The 20,011-nt window shown below is 54.1% G+C and carries 16 protein-coding genes; 3 read left to right on the forward strand and 13 right to left on the reverse strand.

The window, feature by feature from the left end:
* Window positions 1-17: 17 nt before the first annotated feature.
* Window positions 18-569 carry a nitrous oxide reductase accessory protein NosL gene (locus tag NYE48_RS15465; protein WP_340999298.1) on the reverse strand — a complete coding sequence of 184 codons (552 nt, stop codon included), beginning with the start codon at window positions 567-569 and terminating at the stop codon, window positions 18-20.
* On the reverse strand, window positions 566-1,825 hold the full coding sequence (locus NYE48_RS15470; RefSeq protein WP_340999300.1) for a right-handed parallel beta-helix repeat-containing protein: 1,260 nt from the start codon (window positions 1,823-1,825) through the stop codon (window positions 566-568). The genes NYE48_RS15465 and NYE48_RS15470 overlap by 4 nt, the downstream gene beginning before the upstream one ends.
* A gap of 374 nt (window positions 1,826-2,199) precedes the next feature.
* Between NYE48_RS15470 and NYE48_RS15475 the strand changes: the two genes are divergently transcribed.
* On the forward strand, window positions 2,200-2,742 hold the full coding sequence (locus NYE48_RS15475) for a DUF1697 domain-containing protein (protein ID WP_340999301.1): 543 nt from the start codon (window positions 2,200-2,202) through the stop codon (window positions 2,740-2,742).
* A gap of 186 nt (window positions 2,743-2,928) precedes the next feature.
* On the opposite strand, the gene NYE48_RS15480 is transcribed toward NYE48_RS15475, so the two are convergent.
* From NYE48_RS15480 to NYE48_RS15490, 3 genes are all read right to left on the reverse strand, one after another.
* Complete coding sequence (locus tag NYE48_RS15480; protein ID WP_340999303.1) at window positions 2,929-3,762, reverse strand: carbohydrate ABC transporter permease; 834 nt, start codon at window positions 3,760-3,762, stop codon at window positions 2,929-2,931.
* A gap of 12 nt (window positions 3,763-3,774) precedes the next feature.
* Window positions 3,775-4,665 (reverse strand): carbohydrate ABC transporter permease, encoded by an 891-nt coding sequence (locus NYE48_RS15485; protein WP_340999304.1) that lies wholly within the window; start codon window positions 4,663-4,665, stop codon window positions 3,775-3,777.
* Window positions 4,666-4,753: 88 nt separating this feature from the next.
* A complete protein-coding gene (locus NYE48_RS15490; RefSeq protein ID WP_445324073.1) occupies window positions 4,754-6,115 on the reverse strand; it encodes an ABC transporter substrate-binding protein in 1,362 nt (453 codons plus the stop codon).
* 495 nt (window positions 6,116-6,610) lie between these two features.
* On the opposite strand from NYE48_RS15490, the gene NYE48_RS15495 reads away from it, so the two are divergent.
* Window positions 6,611-11,440, forward strand: coding sequence for a S8 family serine peptidase (locus NYE48_RS15495; RefSeq protein WP_340999306.1), 4,830 nt, complete (start codon window positions 6,611-6,613; stop codon window positions 11,438-11,440).
* Window positions 11,441-11,497: 57 nt separating this feature from the next.
* On the opposite strand, the gene NYE48_RS15500 is transcribed toward NYE48_RS15495, so the two are convergent.
* The 5 genes from NYE48_RS15500 to NYE48_RS15520 all read right to left on the reverse strand — a co-directional run bounded on the left by NYE48_RS15500 (window position 11,498) and on the right by NYE48_RS15520 (window position 16,214).
* Window positions 11,498-11,848 (reverse strand): hypothetical protein, encoded by a 351-nt coding sequence (locus NYE48_RS15500; RefSeq protein WP_340999308.1) that lies wholly within the window; start codon window positions 11,846-11,848, stop codon window positions 11,498-11,500.
* Between the two features lie 286 nt (window positions 11,849-12,134).
* Window positions 12,135-13,739, reverse strand: a complete 1,605-nt coding sequence (locus NYE48_RS15505; RefSeq protein WP_340999310.1) for an amidohydrolase — start codon at window positions 13,737-13,739, stop codon at window positions 12,135-12,137.
* 160 nt (window positions 13,740-13,899) lie between these two features.
* The gene (locus NYE48_RS15510) at window positions 13,900-14,790 is read right to left on the reverse strand and encodes an aldo/keto reductase (protein WP_036712006.1); all 891 of its coding nucleotides are present in this window, start codon (window positions 14,788-14,790) and stop codon (window positions 13,900-13,902) included.
* A 90-nt stretch (window positions 14,791-14,880) separates the two neighbouring features.
* Window positions 14,881-15,654, reverse strand: coding sequence for an SDR family NAD(P)-dependent oxidoreductase (locus NYE48_RS15515; RefSeq protein WP_340999312.1), 774 nt, complete (start codon window positions 15,652-15,654; stop codon window positions 14,881-14,883).
* 32 nt (window positions 15,655-15,686) lie between these two features.
* On the reverse strand, window positions 15,687-16,214 hold the full coding sequence (locus NYE48_RS15520) for a GNAT family N-acetyltransferase (RefSeq protein ID WP_052147104.1): 528 nt from the start codon (window positions 16,212-16,214) through the stop codon (window positions 15,687-15,689).
* Window positions 16,215-16,373: 159 nt separating this feature from the next.
* Here NYE48_RS15520 and xerS point away from each other — a divergent pair, with 159 nt between their 5' ends.
* Window positions 16,374-17,456, forward strand: a complete 1,083-nt coding sequence (gene xerS, locus NYE48_RS15525; RefSeq protein ID WP_036712001.1) for a tyrosine recombinase XerS — start codon at window positions 16,374-16,376, stop codon at window positions 17,454-17,456.
* A gap of 112 nt (window positions 17,457-17,568) precedes the next feature.
* Here xerS and NYE48_RS15530 read toward each other — a convergent pair whose 3' ends face one another.
* The 3 genes from NYE48_RS15530 to NYE48_RS15540 form a co-directional block, all read right to left on the reverse strand.
* Entirely contained in the window at window positions 17,569-18,018 is a 450-nt protein-coding gene (locus NYE48_RS15530; protein ID WP_036711999.1) for a DUF5946 family protein, read from the reverse strand.
* A gap of 118 nt (window positions 18,019-18,136) precedes the next feature.
* The gene (gene mobB, locus NYE48_RS15535) at window positions 18,137-18,664 is read right to left on the reverse strand and encodes a molybdopterin-guanine dinucleotide biosynthesis protein B (RefSeq protein WP_340999313.1); all 528 of its coding nucleotides are present in this window, start codon (window positions 18,662-18,664) and stop codon (window positions 18,137-18,139) included.
* Window positions 18,661-19,938 (reverse strand): molybdopterin molybdotransferase MoeA, encoded by a 1,278-nt coding sequence (locus NYE48_RS15540; RefSeq protein WP_340999315.1) that lies wholly within the window; start codon window positions 19,936-19,938, stop codon window positions 18,661-18,663. The genes mobB and NYE48_RS15540 overlap by 4 nt, the downstream gene beginning before the upstream one ends.
* Window positions 19,939-20,011 lie beyond the last annotated feature (73 nt).

The following is a 20,011-nucleotide window of genomic DNA, read 5'->3' on the forward strand; positions in this document are numbered from 1 at the left end:
TCCCTTGTTCCTTTCGTTTACTTATGGTCCGATTGCTCCTGTTGATGGCCGCTCATCCCTTTCATGCCTTCGGTCCCGCCTTCTCCATGCTGCATCATCATGTCCTTGTTTTGCTTCCAGTCATGGTTTTCGAGCTCGCTTGCGCTCATGATCTTTCCGGCGCCTTCTTTGGCAACGAATTCTTCCGCCGACGTTTTGTCCTTGAAGCTAATCACGCCATAGGCCATAGGCGTACGGATCGAAGCGTCGTGCACGTAAGTCGCCTTGTCGCGTTCAATCCATGTTTTATCGTTGTAGTCACGCACGAAGTCCATGCCGAGTTTTTCTTTTTCATGCTCTCTTTCCCACTGTTCCATGCATCCGATGTCATCGAATTTATAATTTTTCCCGTCCGCCATCGTCAACTGCGTCGCAAATGCATCGTCTTTTACCTGCATGTTGCACACTGCGCATATATCGACGGCTTCGTTGATCGGCCGGGCTTCGTATTTTTGGGCTCCGCAGCCGCTCATCACGAGCGCACCCAACGTAAGCGCGGCGATTGGCATCCAAAATCTTTTTGCGTTCATTTTCGAATTCCCCCTAATATCATGATCGATGTCGCAGCGACAAGCAGAGCCCATCCGGCGGCGGCAGCGGCGGAGCTATCCTCCGTCCTCCGGCCGTTCCCCGCTTCGGTCCGGGACTCCATGTTCATCAGCGGCGCAACGTCTTTGGCGGCTTGATCGCCCCCCGCAAACATGTCGCTTAAAAAATTCATGCCCGGTGACTGAAAAAACAGCTGGTAAGCCGAGTTCCGGGCAATGACGTTTTGGTAAAACGGACGAATGGAATACGGCATTTCGCTGATTCCGTCATTCGTCACATCGAGCCCTTGAAAAGAATCCCAATAATTCCCCGTTAACCGGTTGCTGCCGCTTTCTTGTTCCGACGCTTCGATGACGTTCGCCGCAAAAACGTTATGCCGGATCATGTTCGCCTTCGAGCGGATCATTTGAATGCCGATAAAATTGCGGATGAAATCATTGTCCGAAATCCGGTTTTCCGCAGCGTTTTCCATATAAACGCCGACGCGGTTGCCTTCCAACGCATTTCGTTCGATTCGGGATTTTCGTACGTCGTAAAGCAGGATTCCCTGCGAGTTGACATTCCCGCTCTGCCTTCGGAACGAATTATCCGATACCGTCGCATTCGATACCACCATCACCATTGCTCCGGTAAAATTGTAATCCCCGGTGTTATCCGTCACCTGCGAGTCGTCTATGTACATAAGATGAATGCCGTACCTCGAATGAGAAACCCGATTCCCTTTAACGGTTTCGTTACGCCCTTTTTCCAAATAAATCGCGTCCTTCATGTAGGCAATTCGGTTATCGAGAATGAGATTATGGTTGGAACTGTAAAGATCGATGCCGTTTCCTTTGTTCTCCGGGTGTCCGGAATCCGCCTCGAACCATGAAATATCGTTGTCGTTAAGAACAGCATGGTTCGCGTCGCGCAGCAGGATCCCGTATCCATTCGTGCGAATCGCGAGTTGGCTCACGTTTACTCTGTCGGCGCGGATTTCCACGGCAGCAGCATCGCCGTTTCCATTGTGCGTAATCTGAAACCCTTGGAGACGAGCTCCATCCGCTTCGACGGTGACGGCGGATTTTGAAGTATCGTTGAGCAGCTTGGCGCCTCCCATACCTTCGATGGAAACGGCTTTTTGGATCGTGACCGGACCTTGGTACGTTTGATCCGTAAGCCGAAGCGCCTCGCCCTCTGCCATTCTGTCGATGATCGGCTGCAGCGGTACGGGCGGCGGCACTTCATGATCGGCCATGACTGTGGCGGGCAGCCAAAGGCATAACAAAACAAGAAGCGGCAAAACCGGCAATATGCGCGTATTGGACAGCCTTACTCCCTCCTTATCCTTCCGAATACAGCTCATATTGTAACGAACGAAGTCCGCGTTCGACATAGCCCGATGTAGCTAATATTCCAGCTTTTGTGTGTCAACTTTGTGATCGGACCTGTGAGCAAACGCCAAGCCGCCCTCTTTTTCAAATGCAAAAAAAGACAACTCTGAACGAGCTGCCTGCCGTTTTGATGATTTTCAGATTGCAACCTATGTAAGGATTCTGTAAAATCCATACAGACAGATTGTACCCTAAGCATCATCCTTAATCCTATTTGACTGGAGATGAGTTGCCTAACATGACCATTTATGTTGTTCTGCTCCGGGGCATTAACGTCGGCGGACATAATAAAATCAAGATGGCCGAGCTTCGGGAGGTTCTCGAAAAAGCCGGCTGCAAAGAGGTTCAGACGTATATCCAAAGCGGAAACGTGGTATTGGCCTCCGACCTGGACGGGCCTTCCTTGAAGGAACTGATCGAACGGGAAATCAACGCCGCATTCGGGCTGAATATCCCGGTGATCATCCGCAGCGGGGCGGATTTTGAAGCGATTTTGAGAGATTGCCCTTATGACGACTCCTCGCTGCAGGAAGGCGAAACGCTCCATGTGTCGATGCTCTCCGACGTACCTACGGCCGAAGGCGTGGCAAAGCTGGCCGCGGTGGATCGCGGCATCGACGAATATACGATCATCGGCACTAATCTGTACATGTTCATCCGCAACAAATTCAACGAATCCAAGCTGGCGGACAGTTTGGGCAAGCTGGGCACCCCCGGCACGGTACGGAATTGGAAGACGATGAGAAAGCTGGAGAGCATGGTTCAAGAACTGCAAGCGTAACGAAAAAGCGAAGGCATTCGTCCGGTGAAATGTTGACGATTAACCTTCGCTTTTTTATGCCTCCCTCTGTTTATGCTGTATTGATTTTCATGAGGCAACCCTTTCGTTTTCCCTCGAAACACTTGCAGCTTAATGTTCAGCTGCTGCGTAATATCGGCTGACTCCTTCAAGCCAGCCAGGCCGCTTTTACCCTTTCGTTCCGCCTTGCATGCTGAACCCCTTGGACATAAACCGATGCGAAAGAATGTACAGCACGATCGACGGGATCGCGTAAAGCACCGAAAACGCCGCCAGTCTGCCGTAGTCCACCATCCCGTATTGACCGAAAAACTGATACAGCTTTAAGGAAGCGGGGAAGTTTTCCGGGCTTTGCAGGAGGATGTACGGAACGAAAAAGTTGCCCCAACTGCCGGAGAACGTAAAAATCGCCACCGTGCAGATTCCCGGCACCATAAGCGGCGCCACGATTTTTCGGATACCGGTAAAAACCGACGCTCCGTCGACCCATGCCGCCTCTTCCAAATCTTCGGGAACCGAATCCATAAAGTTTTTGATCATCCAAATGCCGTAAGGCATGGACGAAGCAACGTAAAAAAGCACGACGCCTGCAACGTTGTCATACAGCTTCAATGTCAAAAACAATTGATAGACGGGTACCATGACGGCGGTAATGGGCAGCGATGTCATGAACAGAATCGTCAGCATAAACGGTTTCTTGAATTTCAACTGATAGCGGGATAACGGATAGGCAGCCAACAGTGCGAGCAGAACCACGATTACCGCTTGCCCCAGCGACATTAACAGGCCGATCGCAAAGGCCCGCTGGTTTTCGCGGCTCGTAAGAACATCGATGTAGTTGCCTGCGGTCAACTGCTTGGGCATTTTAAGCGACTGCATCGCATTCGGATCGACGGAAGCGACCAGCACCCACAAAAGCGGCAGCAGAAAGCAGATCCCGATCAACGACAAGATCACATACGGAAGGATTCGATAGATAAGCTTGCGCTGTTTCGTGTTCATGCGAAATCTCCTTTACTTTTTGGACGAACGGATATAAAACAAGCTGAGCACAATGCCGAGCAGCAGCAAAAGGAGTGAAATGGCCGTTCCGTAACCGAGCTGGTAATTCACGAAGGCTTGATTGTACATGAAAATCGGCAGCGTCGTCGTTTTGGTCCCCGGACCGCCGCCCGTCATGGCGTATATCAGACCAAAGACGCCCAACGTCTGCAGCGTGACGAGCATCGCGTTCGTCGTGATCGTTTCCCGGATATACGGAATGGTGATGCGGAACAAAATTTGCAGCCGGGATGCCCCGTCCACGACGGCAGCCTCTTCGATTTCGCTTGGCACGTCATCCAGCGCCGCTTGGAACACCAGCATCGAAAAAGCGGTGCCGTGCCATATGTTCGCAAGAATGACGGTGAGCATCGGAATGGTAAACAGCCAGGTGACCGGCGAGATGCCGAAAAACGAAATGATGGCGTTCAGCGTGCCTTCATCGCCGAAAAAGCTGTACAAGCATAGGGCGCACACGATTTCGGGCGTTACCCATCCGGCCAACACCACGGTACCGATCACCCGGCGAAACGTTTTGTTTTTATGCTTCATCAGAAGCGCGATCAGAAATCCGAGCACCTGCTGGCCGATGACGGCCGATCCGATCAAAAATACGAGCGTGTTCCATATGCTGATCCGGACCGTAGGGTCCTGAAACATCCGGGTATAATTGTCCAGCCCGACAAATTTCAGCTCTTTGGCCGCTTCCCCGGTTAACGCCAGATTCGTGAAGGAATAAAAAAACGTCAGCAGGATCGGATAAATAAAAAACAGCAGCAAAATGACGATGGACGGCAGCAAAAAATACAACCAGGTCAAATTTCTCCTTCTGATCTGCGGGGATGATACCGAGATTCCTCCCATGGAAGTCTCTCCTTTCTCGGATGAATGCGAACACCGCATGCCCGCGCTTCGCACCGGATGACGGTTTCGCGCAGGCATGCGGTGCCGTTTATTTTTCTATTGCATGATCCTGCCCGACGATGCGGGTGACGTCCTGCGCGTACTTGTTGGCGGCATCCGCCGCGGATGTGCCCGTGGCGACCGATTCGACCATCGATTGGATTTGCGTCGACACCTCGGGATATTTATCCTGGGCCGGTCTGAATTCGGCGTTTTTCAAATATTCCGTCGCAATTGCGTTGAACGGCATTTTGGTGTATTCCGGATCTTTGGCGACGTCCGCCCGCACCGTAATGTTGCCGGACGACATGACGAGCTTTTGCGTATTTTCCTTGTTCAAAGCGAATTTGATGAAATCCCACGCCTCGTCTTTATTCTTCGCGTTGCTCGGAATGGACAGCGCCCAGCCGCCGGCAAGCGTAATCGTGCCCGGATCCTGCCCTTTGCTTGTCGGCATCGGCGCAAACCCGAGGACGTCTTTGTATTCCGGCCACGGGGCTGCCCCGCCTTCCAGGTAATTGCCCGTAATCCAGGAGCCGTCAAGCGAAATCGCCAGCTTGCCTTTAGGCAGATATTCGCGGGTCGCCGTATTTCCTGCCTGACCGTTCAATACTTTCGAGAGCGGCGGGCCCAGCTTTTCCTTCGTAATCGTCTCGATAAATCCCAGCGCGTCGTTGATGCCTTGGCTCTTGACGATCCATTTTTTGCTGGCTTCATCGTAAAGCCGCTCCCCTGTTCCGTACAGCAGCATCTCGTAAGTTTGCATCGAGGTCGCTTCACCGGTTGCTTTTCCGAGATTCATCCAGATCGGAACGACGTCGCTGCCTGCTTTTTCCTTGATCGTTCTGGCCGCGTCCAGCACCTCATCCCATGATTTCGGCTGCCATTCTTCAGGAAGTCCCGCTTTCTTAAAGATTTCCTTGTTGTACCAAAGCCCCCTCGAGTCCGTGTTGTACGGCACCCCGTAAACTTTGCCGTCGCTTGCGGTCACTCCCTTTTTCATGGCTTCGATAAAGGATCCGTTGCTCCAGTCCTCCCAGCCTTTCAGCCTGTCGTCAAGCGGCTCCAGGAAGCCGGCGCTGGCATCCGAATTCAGCATGAACGTATCTTCGGTCACGATGTCCGGCGCGGTGTCTTTCGATTTGAGCGCCAGCGCGATTTTGGCAAAGTAATCCCCTTCCGAAGCCTGAATCGGCGTCGGCTTGATTTCGACGTTTTTATTCGGATAGGACGCAGACACCTCTTTGATCCATTTGTATAACGTTCCTTTTTCCCCGGTGCCGTCGTCGCGGTAAGTGATCGTAATCGTTTTCTTTTCGGTCGCGGCTTTATCCCCGCCGCCCTGGGATGGAGCGGGATCATTCCCTTGTGCTTGAGGGGCCGAGCTTGAACCCGAGTTTGAGCAGCCCATCGTCACCGCAAGCAGCAAGGCCGACGACATCAGCGCCCATTTTCTTTTTGCGAGCATCTTCATATCCCTCCTTCGTTCGCTTTGAAAGCGATTCCGTAATTCATCTTTATTGCGCTTTGTCCGCAAATATTCAGGCAGGCCGCAAAAGTTCAGAGAAACGATCTCTGGAGAATCCGGCCGATTTTTGCAGGATCGTTTTCGCCCTCCCCCATGCCCTTAAACCTATCCCGAGCGACAAGAAAAGATGAAAAAACGAAACAACGGACGATTCGGAGCTTTCATCCCCGCAGATGAAGTTAGGCAACCGATTTCGACACCTTGAAAACGACGGCGTTCGCCATGCCTGATTCAAAAGGCTGTCCCTCTTCGGTCTCATACCAGAGAAATGTAAAAATTGTAAAATGTAAATGTATTTTACTAGTGTTCAATTATCGCAAGGAGCAAAGGAGGGCCGCATTCGCAGCATTTCATTATCGATTCTAAGGAGGATATGAATTGAGCAGAAAAAAGCCGTCTAAAGTTCGCAGCTATTCCATGCTTGCGCTGAGCACCGTGCTTGCGGTAGGAATCACCTCGCCCAGCGCGGTCTTCGCATCGCCGGATCGGTTAAAGCTTCCGGAACAAACCCGAATCAGTCTCGACTCCCTGCTGAAGCAAGGGCAATCGGCAAAGGACTTGTTAAAGCAGAAAGCGCCGGATCTTCGTGCATTTTCTGCATCGAAGCAGCCTCTTAATTTGGTGGAGGAATCGGACAGCAGCGAGCCCATTTCGGTCATCGTTCAGCTGCAGAACGATCCGCTGAAAGTATACGAAGTCAAACCGTCGATCCGTGCACGCTCCTCGATCGGCAGCTATCAGGCACAACTGAACCAGGAGCACCTGAAGTTCAAATCCGCGGCGCTTGCCAAAACTTCCGCCCAATTCACCAAGGAATATTCGAAAGTGTTCAACGGTTACGCCGTCACCCTGCCGGCCAATCAGGTCGACCAGCTGTTGACGCTGCCCGGAGTCAAGGCGGTGTTCCCGAACGAGGAAGTCCATGCGCTCCCGATCGAAGAGAAGCCGGAAATGACCCCTTACATGGACGAAAGCGCGCCGCTCATCGGCGCAAACGAAATGTGGGAGTCAGGATATGACGGCAAGGGGATTAAAGTAGCCGTTATCGATACGGGCATCGATTACAACCATCCCAGCTTGAAGGATGCCTACAAAGGCGGATACGATTTTGTGGACAACGATGCCGATCCGATGGAGACGCTGCCGGATCCCAGCAAACCGGTTAAAAACGGCAAACCTTACGATACCTCCCACGGTACGCACGTATCCGGCACCATTGCCGGCCGCGGAAACCCGGAACATCCCGATACGGGCAGCGGTTGGGTCCGCGGGGTAGCTCCAGCTTCCGACCTGTACGCCTATCGCGTTCTCGGCCCTTACGGCTCGGGCAGCACGGAAAACGTCATCGCGGGGATCGAAAAAGCGGTCAGCGACGGCGTGGACGTCATCAACCTGTCGCTGGGATCCTCCCAGAACAATCCGTATACGCCGGATTCGATCGCCGTGGATAATGCCGCATTAGCCGGCGTCACCGTCGTCGTGGCCAACGGCAACGACGGTCCCGGAGCCGAGACCGTGGGCAGCCCGGCTTCCGCCCAGTTGGCGATTTCGGTCGGCGCTTCGACGCCGCCGCTCAACACGCCTATTTTCATATCGGACAGCTTAGGCACGGTCTTCGCCCAACTGGCGGCCGGTTCGGCCAAACTGGACAATACGGATGAAAAGCTGGAGCTGGTAAACGCGGGACTCGGCAAAGCGGATGATTACAAAAATGTGAATGTCGCCGGAAAAACGGTTCTCGTCTCCCGAGGCGAAATCTCGTTTGCGGAAAAATCCGAAAACGCCGCCAAAAACGGCGCAAAAGCACTCATCATTTATAACAATACGGCCGGGGAAATCAACGCCACGATCGAAGGCGCCAAACAATCCGTGCCAACCTACACCATTTCCCAGGACAGCGGACTGAAGCTGAAAGCGGCCGTCGAAAAGGGAGATAATCAAGTTGCCTTCAATTACAAGAAGGAGCAGGATTTGCTCGCCGACTTAAGCTCAAGAGGCCCTTCCCTGCCGCATTACGGCATCAAACCGGATATCGCCGCCCCGGGCGTCGGCATCAAATCTTCCATTCCGGCGTTTGACGGAGACTATGCAAATGCGTATGAGGAATTGCAGGGAACCAGTATGGCAACGCCTCACGTAGCCGGTTCCGCTGCGCTCTTGCTTGAGAAAAGCCGCAAAGACGGCCTCGGCTTGAAGCCGGATCAAATCAAAGCGTGGTTGACGAACAACGCGGTGCTGATGAAAGACCGTCAGGGCAACACCTACGGCGTAAACGAACAAGGCGCCGGCCGTGTCGATTTGAAAAATACCGCCGATGCCCAAGCGATCGTCAAAGTCGAAGAGCCGTTGCCGGTTCCGCTTCAGGACGAAACGCACCACACTTCCTATTCCGGCAGCCTCTCCTTCGGCCTGCTAAAGGCTGGATCGACGGTGACACGGAAGCTAAGCATCGATAATATCGCAGGCAGCAACCAGCATTATGCCGTATACGTCGATTGGGCGAGCAACAGCGGCCTGCAGCTGATCCCCGAGCTGTGCGATATCCATCTGAAGGCCAACGAGTCTTCATATGACCTGCCGGTTACGCTAACCATTCCGGAAGGAACGCCGGAAGGCATCTATCAAGGTCATATCCAGTTCACGCAGATGAAAACCGGACATCAGCTCCATGTGCCTTTCAGCGTATACGTCGGCGAAACCTTCGAACAGCCGGCCATGACGTCCGTAGAAGTGGATCCGATTTATCTCTCTACGGCCGAAGGCGGCAATGGAATGGCTACGGTGTATTACTCGTTGAATGAGAAGGTCGAGGATTACGGCTTCTACGTATTTGGCGCAACCGCGAACGACGATAACTTATCGCTCCTTGGCCTAATTTACAGTGAGGATTTCCCAAATAAACTCGATCCGTTCTACTATTCGTTTGATTGGGATGGGACGATCATCGGTTTGGACGGAAAAGAGACGAAGTTGAACAAGGACGCTAACCCTGACGGGGTTTATGCCTTGGTTCCGGTCGTCATCAAAGCGGGCGAAGAGGAACCGATTCTGTTGGAGGACTCGCTCAAGGCATTCCTTTTGGACAATACGGCGCCTACAGCCGTGCTTCCCGAGAAAGTGACGGTAAATGCCGAGAAACCAAATGAAGGCATATTGCAAGGCAGCATTGAAGACGACTTGTTGCTGCAATATCTCGGTACCGCCCAAGAATACGTCCATGTGAAAGCGGTCGTGGATACGGCCAACAACCAGGAATTTGCGGGCACGATCGATGCTGACGACAACTTTACCGTCAAGTTCCCGTTAACGCAGGGACCGAACAAAATCCAGCTCTTCGTCTACGACGATGCCGGAAACGGTTCGGCCGTGCCGGCCAAAACCTATGAGTACGCATTAAAAGACGGCAGTACGGCCATTGGACTCGCTACGGTCCAAGAAAGCGTGTATACGAACGAACCTTTTGACGTTAACGTTCATTTCGATGGTGCCGAAGACGTTCAACGCATGACCGTCGACGTCACGTACGATGCTAAACTGAAACTGAATCAAGTGACGCCGGGCGCCAAAGACATTCAAGTCGAATCGCAGCAAAACGTCGCCGCAGCCAGCCATCCCGACGGCAAAAAAACCGTGACTTTCGGCTTCGAGCTGGACCAACCGGCGAAAACCGGCACGTTGGCCCATTTCACGTTTACGCCATCCGAACCTGGAATTTTCTCGCTGGATCTCAGCAATGTAAAATTGTGGAGCGCCGAACAGAAAGAAATTGCTGCATCGGCGTTAACCGGGATCCAAGTTAAAGTAACCGACCGGAACGTTGCGGATGATTCTCAGAGTCCTGACCAGAACAATCCGGTGACCGAACCTGACAAGGGATCGGAACAGCCGGGCGGCAACCCGTCTGCTGAACCTTCCATGGACAACCAAACATCCGGCTCCTTGCAGGTCACGAGAGAGAAATTCCAATCGGCTTCATCCGTGGAAACATCCGAAAAACCGGTGCCGAACCGAATGCCTTGCTCAAAACCTAACCCGAATCCAGGCAGCCCGGATCCCGATCCGAATCCAGGCAGCGGGAACGGAGGCGGAAACGGAGGCGGTGCATGGTCCGGCGGAGGAGCGGCATCACCAACGCCAAGCGCGCCATCCGGCACGAAGCTGGCAGCCGGCGTGTTGACTGAAAAAGGTACCGGCGAGCAAAAAACGGCCGAACTGAACGTCGATGCCTCATATCTGACAGGACAGCTCAACAAATCGGACAGCAAAAACGCGACGGTGGACCTTAGCGACGCGTCGTTCGATTCTTATCATCCGTTCACCCTGAAGATCGGCAATGCGCTAACGGAGCAGCTGCTGAAATCGGGCAAGCCACTCATCATCAAAGGCAAAGGTTTTGAGATCCACGTTCCGGCCGGCACCCTCAAAAGCTTCGTAACGAAAGACGGGCTTGCCGTCTCGTTCAGCTTTAGCGGTACCGCTGCAGGAACGATTCAAGCCCCGGCCGGCGGCAGCGCAGGTTTCGTTTCCGGCGCCCTGACGATCAACGACCCGGCGACGGCGCTGGCTTCCCCGGTGTCCATCACGCTGGCGCTCGATGCCGGGAAGGTGAAAAACCGCGGCAAAGTCGGCATCTTCGCGAAAAACAAGGACGGCGTATGGACCTATGCCGCTTCGGGCAATAACCAAACCGGATTTGTCACGTTCCAAACATCCAAACTTGGCGCGTTCAGCGCGGTCGAAGCCCTCAAAACCTTTAACGACATCGTCCATCATTGGGCCAAAAACGAAATCGAAGTGATCGCTTCCCATTACCTGGCGAACGGCAAGGACGCAACGGATACGTATAAACCGAATGACCCCGTGACGCAAGCGGAATTCCTGTCCCTGCTTGACCGGCTTCTTGGCACAGGCAAAACATGGAGCGATCGCGCGGCCGAGACGGGTTCCAGCCATCCGTTAAGCCGCGAGGAGCTTGCCACATTGCTTGCTCAAGCATTAGACGCCGGTACGACCGGGGGAGGCTCTGATCTTGCCTTCAAGGATGGGGACGATATCCGGGATTCCGCCAAAGGAGCCGTTTCCTATGCCGTCGAAAAAGGGTATTTGAAAGGCAATCCGAACGGAACCTTCAATCCGAAAGGCAAATTGACCCGGGCTGAAGCCGGCATCATCCTGTACCGCATTCTTCAAGAGCTGCAATCCAAATAAAACCACGCTAAAAACGGCAGGCAGCGGAGAGGATTCTCCGCAACGCCCGCCGTTTTTTCATTTTACCCGATCCACCTGCAGCAACGTGATCTCTTTGCATTCGTACGTGTCCTGGAGCGCTTCTTCTTTGACGACCCCCAGCTTGACCAGTCCGGCGATTTTGCCGGGGTCGGATTTGGAGAGCAGCTTCCACACTTCCAGATCCGGAAGCGCTTCGAACAATTTCTCGTCGTCGTATTCCTTGCGCGTTTGCGAGACGAGTTTGACCCGGTAGGGCCCGGAGGTGAAGTCCGCCGTCCCTTGTTCCCTGCAATAGCCGATGATTTCATCGCGAAGCTCTTTAAGTTCCTGCTCGGTTTCTTTTTGCTGCTGTTTCAGCTGAAAATACCTTTTGACGATCTTTTCCATGTCCTGATCACTCTCCCCTTCTACTACATGTGTATGCAGCAAAAGGCACGGATTAGGACGCCTGGATCGGCTCGCCTATTAAATCTTGCGGTAGATCTGCCCTCCTTTTTAGACCTTTGGGCTGTAGATAGAGACTATGAAAAGCAGGGTATCATCGAATGGTCAAGGTGTGGGCAGATACGATGTTTTTCTATTGTGAATTTTTCATATGATGATATTTTATCATGTATGGCTAACGGTTGTTGCCACAAGCTAAATCGATCCGGACGAGATTCGGACGTTTCGTTTATTCCGACCCGCCTCGGCCCTCGTACACGACGTTTCCGTTCACTACCGTCATTTGCACGATATCCTGCAGCAGCACATCCGGATCTTCATGAAACGGATCGCGGCGCAAAATCGTGAAATCCGCCGCATATCCTTTTTCGATCATCCCCCGGTCCGATTCATGGCCGCCGGCATACGCGCTCCCTCTCGTATACAACGCAATCGCCTCGTACATGTTTAACCGCTCCTTTTCGCCATAAACGGTATCCTGAAACGGTTTGGTGCGGGTGACGGCCGCATGGATGCCTTCGAGCGGGGACACCTTTTCGATGGGCGCGTCGGAACCTCCGGCACATGGGATGCCCTGCTCCAGCAGCGTCCGCCAGGCATACACCAGCCTCTCCCCGGGATCGCCGATCCGTTCCATGACCCAGGGAAAGTCGGACGCGACAAAACTCGGCTGAATGTCCGTGATGACCGGCAGCCGTTTCATCCGCGCCACCAACCCGGGGCGCAATATTTGGCCGTGAATCAGGCGATCCCTTTTCCCGTCCGGGCAAGGGTGCTTCTCCAAATGCGCGAGCACCAATTCCGCCGCCCCATCCCCGATCGCATGCGCGGCAACCGCCATGCCGTGAGCTCTTGCTTTCATGACCAAGCGATCCAGCTCAGGCTCCGCATGAACGGCGACGCCCGAAGTCGACGGGTCATCCGCATACGGCCGGCTGAGCAGCGCGGTTCTGCCGCCCAAAGCCCCGTCGGCAAACAGCTTCATGGCCCCGAACTCGAGCAGCGGCGACCGGATCTGCTCCCCCCTTCCCGCGGCGAGCCATTCGTCCAATGCCAAATGATGAACGAGCAGGTGGGCCCTGAAATGCTTTTGCCGCCCATGAATCACCCTGTCGAATGCGCGCATGGTCCGGCTGCAGCTGCCATAATAACTTAAATCCTCCGTATGGCCGCCCGTCAGCCCCTTGGCCCAGCAGTCTTCGATGGCTGCCGCAAGCGCCGCTTCCAAATATTCGTCCGTCGGGCCCGGCACGGCACGGAGGACAAGATCCTGGGCAGACTCCTTCAAAATACCGTTCAGCCGTCCGTGCGCATCCCTTTCCAGCACGCCTCCTGCCGGATCCGGCAGGTCATCGTCGATGCCCGCCGCCTGCAAAGCCGCCGTATTGGCGGCCATCATATGCCTGCACACCCTGCGCAGCAGCACGGGATGCTCGGGAGCCGCGTCGTCCAAAAGTCCCCTCTCCGGCTTTCCGGGGTCATCCCATTCGTTTTCGTTCCAGCCTTCGCCCAGGATCCACATCCCTTTCGGGAGCACCGACGCCTGTTTCTTAACGGCTTCGAGCACTTCGTCTCGGCTGCGGCAGCCTCCCAGCTGGAGTTTAAGGAAGGTCTCGCCGTGACCGATCAAATGCATATGGCTGTCCACGAATCCCGGGAACATCGCCGCGCCTCCCAAATCCCGAACCTCATTGATCTTTCCGCGATATGTTCTTTCCAGCTCGTCCAACCGCCCGGCATCCCGGATCGCTCCGCCTTCGGTGTAGACCGCTTCCACCGTATGGGAATCACGCAACATCGTGTAGATGGTGCCGCCCTTCCACAACGTCCCCATCGTATTCCTCCTTTGCTCTGATCTCTTTTTATTATTGTGAATTTTTCATATGTTGAAATATTAATTAAAGAACCGGACCCCGTGTCCGTATGCCCCGCCTACAATCAAAAAAGCGGCCCTTGCAGGCCGCTTTTTTCGCCTTCGTCAGCCCGCCGGCCGATCAGGTTTTACCCACCCAATCTTCTCCGGCGACCTGCTTCCAGCGGGCACGTATGTGTTCGTATTCCGGGCCGGACAACGTGCTCGTGCGCAGCAGCTCGGCGTTTTCCGCCCATCTTCCCGGCTTTTGCGTGCCGACCACCGCCGTATGCACGCCGGGTACGGTCAAAGCGAAACGAAGCGCCGTTGCGACGGCCCGGTCATGATCCGCCAGGAAGTCATATCCGAGCTCTTTCAGCCGTTGCCAGTAGACGTAAGGATATGCTTTTTCGGACAACGTCTCGTAAGTCCAGGCGACATTGGCCACGGGTCTTTTCGCGACCACGCCCATTTGCCTTTCCTCGGCCTCCGGCAGCACCAAATCGATCGCTTCCTGGTCGGCAATGTTGAGCGATATCATCAAGCTGTCGAACAAGCCGGTTTGCACCGCGTAAAGGGCATCGGTCCGGTCGCCGCTGTAGCCGATAAACCGCGTTTTCCCCTGCTGCTTCGCCTTTTGCAGCACCTCGATCACCGCGCCTTGGCGCAGTATTTTTTCCGAGCAGCTGTGCAGGTGGATGACGTCCACGTAATCCGTGCGGAGTCGCTTCAGGCTGCGGTCAATGCTTTTTTCCAGCATCGCGGGGTTCCAGTCCTCGTCTTCGAAACCGGCCGAATGGCCGCATTTCGTGAACAAATAATAATCGTCCCTGCGGCGGGATAACGCCTTGCCGATCAGTTCCTCGCTGTCGCCGTAGCATTCCGCCGTGTCAATGACGTTCAGTCCGGCGTCCAGCGCTTCGTTCAGCAGCTTTTCGACCTTGGCCAGGTCGGTTTCGGACCCGATTTCCGAGCCGCCGAAGCCAAGAATGCTGACTTCCATCCCCGTTTTGCCAAAAATACGCTTTTCCATCTTCCAGCCTCCTTATTCATCATACGTGATGTGAACCAGGTATCCTTCCGGCGAGAGCGTCTTGCTGATCAATCCTGCAGCATCCATTCGTTAAAAACCGTAAATGCTCATGCCTCCATCGACAAGGAGGGTTTGCCCGGTCATGTAGTTGGCCGCGTCCGAAGCCAGGAACACGACGGGTCCGACGACCTCCTCCAGCTGCCCCACCCGATTGAGCGGCGTGCGGTCCAGAATGTCCTGCACATATTGTTCGTCGCTTAAAAGCTTTTCGGTCAGCGGCGTCCGGAAATACCATGGGCCGACGGCATTGACCAAAATCCCGTACTTTCCCCATTCCAGCGCCAAAATTTTCGTCATATGGATCAGCGCCGCTTTGGTTGAGCCGTATACCACGCCGGTGCGAAGCGCCGTATGGCCCCCGACGGACGAAATGTTGATGATTTTGCCGCCGCCGTGGTCTTTCATGTAACGTCCCGCCGTCTGCGACGCGATAAACGCGGACTTCAGATTCGTCTGCATGATCGTCTCCCATTCGTCGTCCGTCACTTCCAGCGCCGGCGTGCGGATGTTCATTCCCGCATTGTTCACCAAAATATCGAGTCGTCCGGCTTCGGCGATCAGCTTGTCAAAAGCGCCCTCGATTTCTTCCCGCACCGTAATGTCCGCAGGAATGACATAAGGCTTGGCATTCGTATGTTTGCGGATGAGTTCCGCCGTTTCCTCCAAATCGGCTGCCGTCCGCGACACCAAAGCGACGTCGCATCCCGATTCCGCCAGCCCGACGGCAAGCGCCCTGCCGATGCCGCGTCCCGCGCCCGTCACGAGCGCCGTTTTTCCTTCAAGCTTAAACGATGGCAAATACATGCTGTAAACGCTCCTCTCCATCCTGTCCTGTTTTAATTTATGGCATGAACTTTGTGCGACGTAAAATATTGGCTGACGTTCCCGCTCGACGGATGGATTTTCTCCTCGAATTGCTGACCCGTATATCCGCCGATCACTTTCCGCCAAAATGCCTGGGCGGGCAGGTTTTTTTTCACCTGGGTCACTTTCCACCGTCCCTGGAAGCGGTCGAAGAGCTCGCATGCAGCCCAGCTTCCCAATCCGCAGCGGCGGTATTTTTGCATAACGAAAAATTCGGTCATGTAATAGTCGCCTTCCTCCGGTTCCGTTAAACGGTCCACGAGCGCAAAGCCGGCGGGATGTCCCCCATGCGTCATCAGAAAAGGATATTTCCCCGTCCCCCTTCTCCAATAGTCGTCCAGGCCCGGATAACCGGGAAACACGCCGTCCTGGTTCACTTCCAAATTCGTATATAGGGTGAAATCATATAAATACAGCTGCATCAGGCCGGCAATGACCTGTTTTCGCCGCGCGGGCACGAGATCCAATCTGAAATCCACGAATTCACCTCTTTTTATCATGCAGGTATGTAGATCGTATCATATCCAATATATAACTTTGGCCGCCGCGGAGCAAGGTGAACCATTTTGGCCGACTTTCAAGCGCCTTGCGAGCCGTCAGAACGGATCCTATGGTAAAATAATCTTGTGAAGACCAACTAGACTCGAGGTGATGCCCGCATGAACGTACAAAAAGAAATCGACCGGATCAAGCTTGACGAAAAAGTACTGGGCATGCCGTGGTTTGTCCAGCAGTTTATCGACTACAAGCTGCCGGATCTGTCCCCCTCCACGCTTCTCGAATATGTGAGGGACTATGAAACGTTTTTTGGCTGGTTGCGTTCCGAAGGGCTTTCGAGCGCATCGGACAACAAAGACGTCACGCTGCAGGAGCTGGAAGTGCTCCGGATGGAGAACGTCACCAGCTACCGGATTTTTCTCGCGACCAAACGGGAAGGGGCCAATTCCCGCATTACCGTGTCCCGGAAGCTTTCCTCCCTCCGATCGTTGTTTCATTATTTAAGCCAAATTGCGGAGGACGAGGAGTTTTATCCCTTGCTGAAACGAAACATCATGGCAAAAATCGAAATCAAACGGATCCACAAACCGAAAGATACCGCCGCCAAGCTGAAAGGCAAAATTCTCGAAGAAGACGAGCTGCTCGAGTTTATCGGCTACATTCTCGAAGGCTATGCCAAGGATGTCGAAAACAATAAACAGGCGCTGTATGCCCATGAGCTGAACAAAGAACGGGATGCCAGCATTACGAGCCTTATTTTGAATTCCGGCCTGCGGGTGTCCGAGGTCGTGAACTTGAACGTGGACGATATCGATTTGAACAACAAAATGCTGTACGTTTACCGCAAGGGCAACAACGACGAAACCTTCAAAACCCCGGTTTATTTCCGGGAGCAAGCCAAAGACGATTTGATGGCCTACCTGAATCTGCGGCAAACCCGCTATAAGGCGCCCAAAAAAGAAAAAGCGCTGTTCCTCGCTCTCGCCAACGGCCAAAACGAAGGCAGACGCATGACGAAACGGGCGATCCAGGCAATGATCATCAAATACGCCAAACGGTTCGGCAAACCTTATTTAACGGTCCATAAGCTCCGCCATTCTTTTGCCACGGACTATTACTTGCAAAACGACATTTACAAAACGAAGGAACAGCTCGGGCACGCTTCGACCGAAACGACCGAAGTATATGCCCATCTGACCGACAAAACGATGTCCGAAGCCATTGAACGGCGCGTGGATGCTTGATCCGTAATCGCTTCTCCAGCAGCAAAAAAAGGGAAGACCTGAGAATAAGGTTTTCCCTTTTTTTCGCAAGGCTAAACACCTCTCGCAAATCGATGTGCCGCGGCCTCTATATCTAGTTTTGGATATCCTTTCTTACCGCGTCCCTCCATTTTAGGATGCCTCGGATTGCATTTTCTTCTCCGCCGCGATAAAGATCCTCGATCGTCATGGACCAGGACCTGGAGGTACGCTTTCTTTGCCGGCTAGGCAGGGGATTCGTTATTTTGCCTGCCTTTGAAACCAGTTCCCTGTTTTTCTCGAGAATACGCTCCGTGCTCCAGCGATGATCGTATGCATCCGTGAACAGCTCTGCCAGAAGCTTGTACCCTTCCTCGGTATAGTTAGAGGGATGCTGGATCATATAACATGAAACAAGCCAAAAATGCAAGGCATACATCTCGGGATCACGATGTTCCCAAGCCAGCGGATAATGAAACATCTCAAAGCAGGAAAGTCCGTCGGTTTCCGCCGCCCCGCATTCCATGCACTTGCCGTTTTCCATGACCGTATCGATATCGACCATCTGCCAACCCTCCTCTACAAAAAATCGCTCTATTATAAACTTACTCTATAACGTTGCGTGAGGGTCAAGAGGCAAGCGACGAACGAAGGCTATCAAAACAAGCCGACTAACAAAATGCTTATGGAGATGGCGCTGAATTTGCGATCTGCCGAAGCATCCAGTCCGTGATTCGACGATGATCGTCTTTGCCGAACCGCACAAGATGTTCGCGAGGTTCCCCGGCCGAGAATACCTGCGCCTCCGGCAGCCAACTGACGACGCCCGCTACGTTTTCCAACTCCCAAATCAGCTCCGCATCTTCGGCTCTTCTTACCATGACAAGCTTGGGATAACGCTCCTTCTTGAAGCCTTCCACCAGAATGACCTCATAGCCGCCAAAATTTTCGATGAGCTTCTCCAAAGACGTTTCTTCTTCGCGGATGACCGCCGTTTTCCGCGGGGACACGAGCGCGATCGCCGCTGCCCCGGCGGCCCGGTGGCGGTAGGAATCGGTGCCCGGATGGTCCATTTCGAAATCATGGGCGTCATGTTTGATGACCGCCACGCGGCGGCCCTCCGCCTTCAGCCTTTCGACCAGCGCGCAGACGAGCGTCGTTTTGCCGCTGTTTTTGTAGCCGACGATTTGGCACACAAACGGTTTTTTCACAGCCTGTTTCCTTTCAGCATCAATATGTTCACTTTCGAGCCGGCGGGCGTCGCCTCTTTGGCCGGCGGAACGACGATAAGGCAATCGCTGTCCTTGATCGTCACCATGACGCTCGATTCGTCGACCGCTGCCGGTATGGCGTACAACACGCCGTTCCTGGCTTCAACGCTGCCCCGAACGTAACGCGTAAAAGCGTTCACTTTCGTATAGTCGCGGTCCAGCACCGCCGTCCATTCCGTAAGATAAGGCTGCTCGCTTCCCAGCGCCTGCTGGATGAATGGCCGCACAAACAGCTCGAACCCGACGAAACACGCCCCGGGATTGCCGGATAGGGCAAACAAAAGCTTTCCGTTTTTCACCGCAGCCGTCGTGACGCTTCCGGGACGCATCGCGATTTTGTTATACAGCATGTCCACGCTGCCGCTCCGCACGAAGTCGCCCATGATATCGTAGTCGCCTACGGACACGCCGCCGCTCGTCACGACCGCGTCATATTCCTGCAGCGCTTTTTCCACCTTGGCTTTGGCAAGCGGGAGCTCGTCCATGACGGCTTCCAAAATAAACGGTTCGCCACCGGCATCGCGCACCTGGGATGCCAACATATACGTATTGCTGTTGCGGATTTTTCCCGGCTGGAGCGGCTCGTCCACGGTTAAGAGTTCGGAGCCGGTCGAAAAAATGGCGATGCGCGGTTTCCGATAGACGGGCACCCGATGAACGCCAAACGAAGCGAGCACCGAAATTTCGCCGGCCCGGATCCGGCGTCCGGGACGGAGCAGGATCTCCCCTTCCTGCACTTCAAAGCCGATCGGCGTCACGTTTTTCCCGGGTTCGATGCTTCGCTTGAGTCCCATTTGCATCTGTCCCCCATGTTCGCGAAGCTCGGTCATTTCCAGCATCACCACCGCATCCGCGCCTTCCGGCACCTGGGCTCCCGTCATGATGCGGGCGGCGGTGCCTGGCGTGATCGTTTTCCCGGAGACGGAGCCGCAAGGGATCTCGTCGATGACGTCCAGCCAGACCATTCGATCCGAGCCGGCGCTTGCCGTATCCTCCGATCGGACGGCGTACCCGTCCATGCCGGAACGGCGGAAACGCGGAAACGGATGCGGGGCCCGGATTTCCTCCGCCAAATACCGGCCATCGCTTTCTTCCAAAGGAACCGTTTCGATGGGACCGGGTTTCCCGTACGCCGCGAGCAATTGCTGGGCGGCTTTGACTTGCAGCGGTTTGCGGTGGAATTTATCGCGATCGTCTTTCGTTTGCATGTTCATGTCGTCAACACCTTCCTCTTCTCGTTCACCCAATACACTCATGCCTCTATCATGACACAAAAAAACGCACGAA

The sequence above is a fragment of the Paenibacillus sp. FSL M7-1455 genome (assembly GCF_038004655.1).
GTDB classification, from domain to species: domain Bacteria; phylum Bacillota; class Bacilli; order Paenibacillales; family Paenibacillaceae; genus Paenibacillus_AQ; species Paenibacillus_AQ cookii.

Bases quoted from the DNA above. Each gene is read 5' to 3' on its own strand.
- NYE48_RS15505 (WP_340999310.1), bottom strand. From the start codon at position 13,739: ATGGGGACGTTGTGGAAGGGCGGCACCATCTACACGATGTTGCGTGAT.
- NYE48_RS15480 (WP_340999303.1), bottom strand. From the start codon at position 3,762: ATGAACACGAAACAGCGCAAGCTTATCTATCGAATCCTTCCGTATGTG.
- NYE48_RS15465 (WP_340999298.1), bottom strand. From the start codon at position 569: ATGAACGCAAAAAGATTTTGGATGCCAATCGCCGCGCTTACGTTGGGT.
- NYE48_RS15520 (WP_052147104.1), bottom strand. From the start codon at position 16,214: ATGATAAAAAGAGGTGAATTCGTGGATTTCAGATTGGATCTCGTGCCC.
- xerS (WP_036712001.1), top strand. From the start codon at position 16,374: ATGAACGTACAAAAAGAAATCGACCGGATCAAGCTTGACGAAAAAGTA.
- NYE48_RS15490 (WP_445324073.1), bottom strand. From the start codon at position 6,115: ATGGGCTGCTCAAACTCGGGTTCAAGCTCGGCCCCTCAAGCACAAGGG.
- NYE48_RS15475 (WP_340999301.1), top strand. From the start codon at position 2,200: ATGACCATTTATGTTGTTCTGCTCCGGGGCATTAACGTCGGCGGACAT.
- NYE48_RS15510 (WP_036712006.1), bottom strand. From the start codon at position 14,790: ATGGAAAAGCGTATTTTTGGCAAAACGGGGATGGAAGTCAGCATTCTT.
- NYE48_RS15500 (WP_340999308.1), bottom strand. From the start codon at position 11,848: ATGGAAAAGATCGTCAAAAGGTATTTTCAGCTGAAACAGCAGCAAAAA.
- NYE48_RS15540 (WP_340999315.1), bottom strand. From the start codon at position 19,938: ATGAACATGCAAACGAAAGACGATCGCGATAAATTCCACCGCAAACCG.
- NYE48_RS15515 (WP_340999312.1), bottom strand. From the start codon at position 15,654: ATGTATTTGCCATCGTTTAAGCTTGAAGGAAAAACGGCGCTCGTGACG.
- NYE48_RS15530 (WP_036711999.1), bottom strand. From the start codon at position 18,018: ATGGTCGATATCGATACGGTCATGGAAAACGGCAAGTGCATGGAATGC.
- NYE48_RS15485 (WP_340999304.1), bottom strand. From the start codon at position 4,665: ATGGGAGGAATCTCGGTATCATCCCCGCAGATCAGAAGGAGAAATTTG.
- NYE48_RS15470 (WP_340999300.1), bottom strand. From the start codon at position 1,825: ATGGCCGATCATGAAGTGCCGCCGCCCGTACCGCTGCAGCCGATCATC.